The 4,149-nt window shown below is 25.8% G+C and carries 6 protein-coding genes; all 6 read left to right on the top strand.

Annotation, left to right across the window (positions count from 1 at the left end; all coding sequences use genetic code 11):
- Positions 1–290, top strand: a 290-nt coding sequence (locus tag ACYUE0_RS17490) for a hypothetical protein (protein WP_460271898.1), incomplete at its 5' end; no start/stop codon positions are given.
- Positions 291–572: 282 nt separating this feature from the next.
- Positions 573–1,475, top strand: coding sequence for an NAD-dependent epimerase/dehydratase family protein (locus ACYUE0_RS17485; RefSeq protein ID WP_460271896.1), 903 nt, complete (start codon positions 573–575; stop codon positions 1,473–1,475).
- Positions 1,476–1,925: 450 nt separating this feature from the next.
- A complete protein-coding gene (locus ACYUE0_RS17480) occupies positions 1,926–2,396 on the top strand; it encodes a GNAT family N-acetyltransferase (RefSeq protein ID WP_460271894.1) in 471 nt (156 codons plus the stop codon).
- A gap of 27 nt (positions 2,397–2,423) precedes the next feature.
- Positions 2,424–2,675: a kinase to dihydroxyacetone kinase gene (locus ACYUE0_RS17475; protein ID WP_061996822.1), complete on the top strand. Its 252-nt coding sequence runs from the start codon at positions 2,424–2,426 to the stop codon at positions 2,673–2,675.
- A gap of 274 nt (positions 2,676–2,949) precedes the next feature.
- Complete coding sequence (locus tag ACYUE0_RS17470) at positions 2,950–3,423, top strand: GNAT family N-acetyltransferase (RefSeq protein ID WP_460271892.1); 474 nt, start codon at positions 2,950–2,952, stop codon at positions 3,421–3,423.
- 47 nt (positions 3,424–3,470) lie between these two features.
- Positions 3,471–3,920 (top strand): GNAT family N-acetyltransferase, encoded by a 450-nt coding sequence (locus tag ACYUE0_RS17465; protein WP_460271890.1) that lies wholly within the window; start codon positions 3,471–3,473, stop codon positions 3,918–3,920.
- Positions 3,921–4,149: the final 229 nt, after the last annotated feature.

Here is a 4,149-nt window from a genome sequence, read left to right as displayed (position 1 = left end):
ATATTATGGACACTRATTTGAAAAATAAAGTGTTGTATTTGAAAGTGGACATGATTTTAAACCAGATATATGGTGAGATCGAAGAAAATGATGAATATTCTTTTGTGCACTATGAATTAGGTCCAAACCATGTAATGGTGAACGAAAAGAATGATACTTATTTAATTGATATTGAGGGTGCGAAGTTTTTTGATGCTGAAATAGAATACAGTTTTCTACAAATGAGATTTGGTCAAAATTATTGCTATTTACAGAGGGATGATCTAAATCAGGAAAAAATGAAATTTTAGTTGTTATGGCATTATCTAGGAAATATTTGCGGCGCATATCAGTTACTAGAGAAAAATTATTATAATATTGATGAAGTTCGTGGAATGATTTCATATTTAACAAATTGCTTAGAAAAATTTTGTGATATTGAGATGTAAATATTTAGATACATAAGAATAATGTTGTTTGAAAATTGGACAATCAAAATATTTATAAAATATGTTATAAGTAATTTATAACAATAAGGTAAAGTGAAGTAAATGAGAGATATAGAGTGATAAAAGTTTAAAGGGGGTAATTCTATGAAATGTATATTAGTTACAGGAGGAACAGGTTTTGTTAGTAAATATGTAGTAAAATACTTTCAATCAAATAATTATGAGGTTTATGTTTTAAATAGGGGAACTAAGCAACAAATAGAAAATGTTAATTTGATTTGTGCAGATAGAAATAATTTAAAAGATTGCCTAAAAGATTATTCTTTTGATGCAATAATAGATGTATGTGCATATAATCAACAAGATATTAAAAATATATTAGATGCAGTTGGAGAGTTTAAAGATTACATATTTATTAGCTCATCGGCTGTTTATCCAGAAACTAACATACAACCATTCTCAGAAAATCAAAGAACTGGGTTTAATAAGATATGGGGTAAATATGGAACAGATAAGATTGAAGCAGAAAAATACTTATTTTCAAAAGTTCCTAATGGATACATATTAAGACCTCCTTATTTGTATGGTCCAATGCAAAATATATATAGAGAACCATTTGTATTTGAATGTGCTTTGAAAAATAGAAAGTTTTACATTCCGAATGACGGTAAAATGAAATTACAGTTTTTCCATGTAGATGATTTATGTAAAGTTATTGAAAAAATTTTAGAAAAACATCCCAAAGATCATATATTTAATGTTGGAAATTCAGAATTAGTAGACATTAATACATTTATTGAATTATGCTATAAGGTTGTAGATACACCTTTAGAAAAAGTATATATAACTAATCATAGCAATCAAAGAGATTATTTTAGTTTTTATAATTATGAATATAGTTTAGATGTAACAAGGCAATCAGAGCTATTAGTAGAACAAAAGGATTTATTTGAAGGTTTAAAGGAATCTTACGAATGGTTTAAGAATAACTTTAACGAGGTTGGAAAAAAAGAATATATTAAATATATTGAACAAAATTTTGAATAAAGATTTAAGGGAACATTAAAATTGAATAGTGATAAAATTAAATTTATTAAGTGGTTGAAAAAGTAAATAGAAAACAATACATTAAATTGTTGCATTATTCAGAAATAAGTTGCGATATTTTTTATGTTGCAATACATATAAGATGTGAAATAGATAAGAAAATATAACTTTTAGAATTATTTAAGAATATGAGGAAAATAGAATACTACAAGAATTATGCAATATAGGAGAAAGTAGATAAAAAACAAATAAAAGTCATCCTTTTTTATATTATTTAATTTAATATGTTATAGTACAGAAAAAATAAATTTAAATTAATATACTGTGAACATTATTAAAAATATTTATATAAATTTTGCAAATAGCGTACATTATTCTTCAAAAAAATTGAAAATTTAAAAGTATAATATAAGGATAATAATATTATACTTTGTTTTAAGGGGGATAATAATGATAGAGTTAAGAAAAATTACAGAGCATAATTTTCATGAGTGTATTAAATTAAAGGTAAAGGAAGAACAAAAAAATTATGTTGCAAGTAATATATATAGTATTGCTGAGGCTTATGTTGTTTTAACCAATAATGAGTGTATTCCTATGCCATATGCTATTTATGACAATGATATAATGGTAGGCTTTATAATGTTATCATATAATGAAAAAGATGAAAATGATGATAAAAATACATATTGGGTGTGTAGATTAATGATTGATAAAGATCATCAGAGCAAAGGTTATGGCAAGAAAACTATGATAAGAGCCCTTGAACTTATTAGGACTTTCCCTTATGGAAAAGCTTCAGCAGTTTACCTTTCTTATGAACCAGAGAATGTGGTAGCAAGGACGCTTTATGCATCCTTGGGTTTTGTAGAAACAGGCAAAATAGAAGATGGAGAAATGGTAGCAAAATTAGTTTTATAAATTAGGTATGATAAAGGAGAGTGTAGTATGATTGAATACAAATTTGATACTCAATTATTAATAGAAGGGCACAATCTTTCCGAGGATGCAATTAGCAAATATATTACAAGCAATATTAATGGTGATTGTTTGATTGCTGTTGGAGATGATGAGTTGATTAAAATTCATTTTCACACTAATACGCCATGGAAGGTACTTGAGTATTGTGCATCATTAGGTGATATTCATGATGTTGTTGTAGAAAACATGGAACGTCAAGCCAATGGACTTCAAGGCTAAACAGCAAGTTGTTTGCTTTTATAGAATGTGTTAGTTATATAAAATTCTTTTTAGAAATGAACAATTAGATATATAAAAAGGTATATGAGAATACTATTTATAGATAATGAGAAAAATTTATACTTTAAATGTTTTAATATAATCATGAAAATTAATAATATATATCGCATTATTCAAAAGAAATGAATTTGCGATATTTTTTTATATGGTATTTTAAAGAAAACATAAAATAATATGTGTTTTGGAAATTGAATAATTTTATAGGAGAGTATGTATGATAAAGGTAAAAAAAATTTCGGGTGATGTTGCAGATGTTATTTATAATATACAAAGGAAGTCATTTGAACCATTGCTAAATAAATATCATGATTATGATTCTAGTCCTGCAATGGAAAGCATTGAAAGGATTAGAGAAAAGATTGATAGAAAAAATACAACGGCATACATATTTCAGCTAAATGATATTAATGTTGGATATGTTAGAGTAATGGAATTGGAATATATGACGTATAAAATTTCGGCTTTGTGTGTTCTTCCAGAATATCAAAATAAGGGAATTGCACAAGAAGGGCTGAAACAAATAGAAAATTATTATTATAATGCACATAAATGGATTTTAGATACAATATTTCAGGAAAAGGGAAACTGTCACTTGTATGAAAAATTAGGGTACGTAAAAGTTGGACAACTAAAACAAATAAATGAAAGAATGACACTTATTAATTACGAAAAGGTATGTAAAATATGAATATAATAAACAATTAGATTAATGAAAGGAGACTAATAATAGGTGATATGAATATTAATTTTAAGAATATTGACAATAAAAATATAGAAATGGTGAAGAAATTAAAAATAAAAAAGGAACAAGAAGGATTTATAGAAACTGTGACTGAATGTTTAGAAGAAGCAAATTTATATAGTGAATGGCATCCAGTAGCTATATACAATTATGATGATATTGTTGGCTTTGCAATGTATGGTTCTTTTGGTCCTAACAAACATACTTGGATTGATAGAATACTTATAGATGAAAATTATCAGGGTAAAGGATTTGGAAAAGCTGCAATGAAAAAGCTTATAGATATAGTTTTAAAAGAATATGATGTAGATACTATATATTTAAGTATAGTTGAGGGAAATACAGTAGCTTATAATTTGTATACAAGTATTGGCTTTGAATATATGAATGAAAGAGATCCTAACAACGGAGAGTTAATGTTTCATTATAGAATTAATAAATAAAACTTGTAAAATTTATAAAAATACTAATTTATATTTTAATTAACACTTAGTGTAATAATTAAAAAAAATTTACTGAGCACTATAGGGTTCCAAGTTGACTCTTAAAATTATCCATTCCAAAACTTGTATACCTAAAATAGTGAGACATGTTCCGAATCACCTAGAATTCAATGCTGAATCTTGTATGAAAATATTTTAAAGTTATTGAATAAGTTTAAATTGGAGCTTG

This window comes from Clostridium sp. CTA-19 (assembly GCF_054767855.1).
Note: the sequence above shows the minus strand (reverse complement) of the source record. Positions and strands in the feature narration are given on the sequence as shown.

Bases quoted from the DNA above. Each gene is read 5' to 3' on its own strand.
- ACYUE0_RS17485 (WP_460271896.1), top strand. From the start codon at position 573: ATGAAATGTATATTAGTTACAGGAGGAACAGGTTTTGTTAGTAAATAT.
- ACYUE0_RS17480 (WP_460271894.1), top strand. From the start codon at position 1,926: ATGATAGAGTTAAGAAAAATTACAGAGCATAATTTTCATGAGTGTATT.
- ACYUE0_RS17475 (WP_061996822.1), top strand. From the start codon at position 2,424: ATGATTGAATACAAATTTGATACTCAATTATTAATAGAAGGGCACAAT.
- ACYUE0_RS17470 (WP_460271892.1), top strand. From the start codon at position 2,950: ATGATAAAGGTAAAAAAAATTTCGGGTGATGTTGCAGATGTTATTTAT.
- ACYUE0_RS17465 (WP_460271890.1), top strand. From the start codon at position 3,471: ATGAATATTAATTTTAAGAATATTGACAATAAAAATATAGAAATGGTG.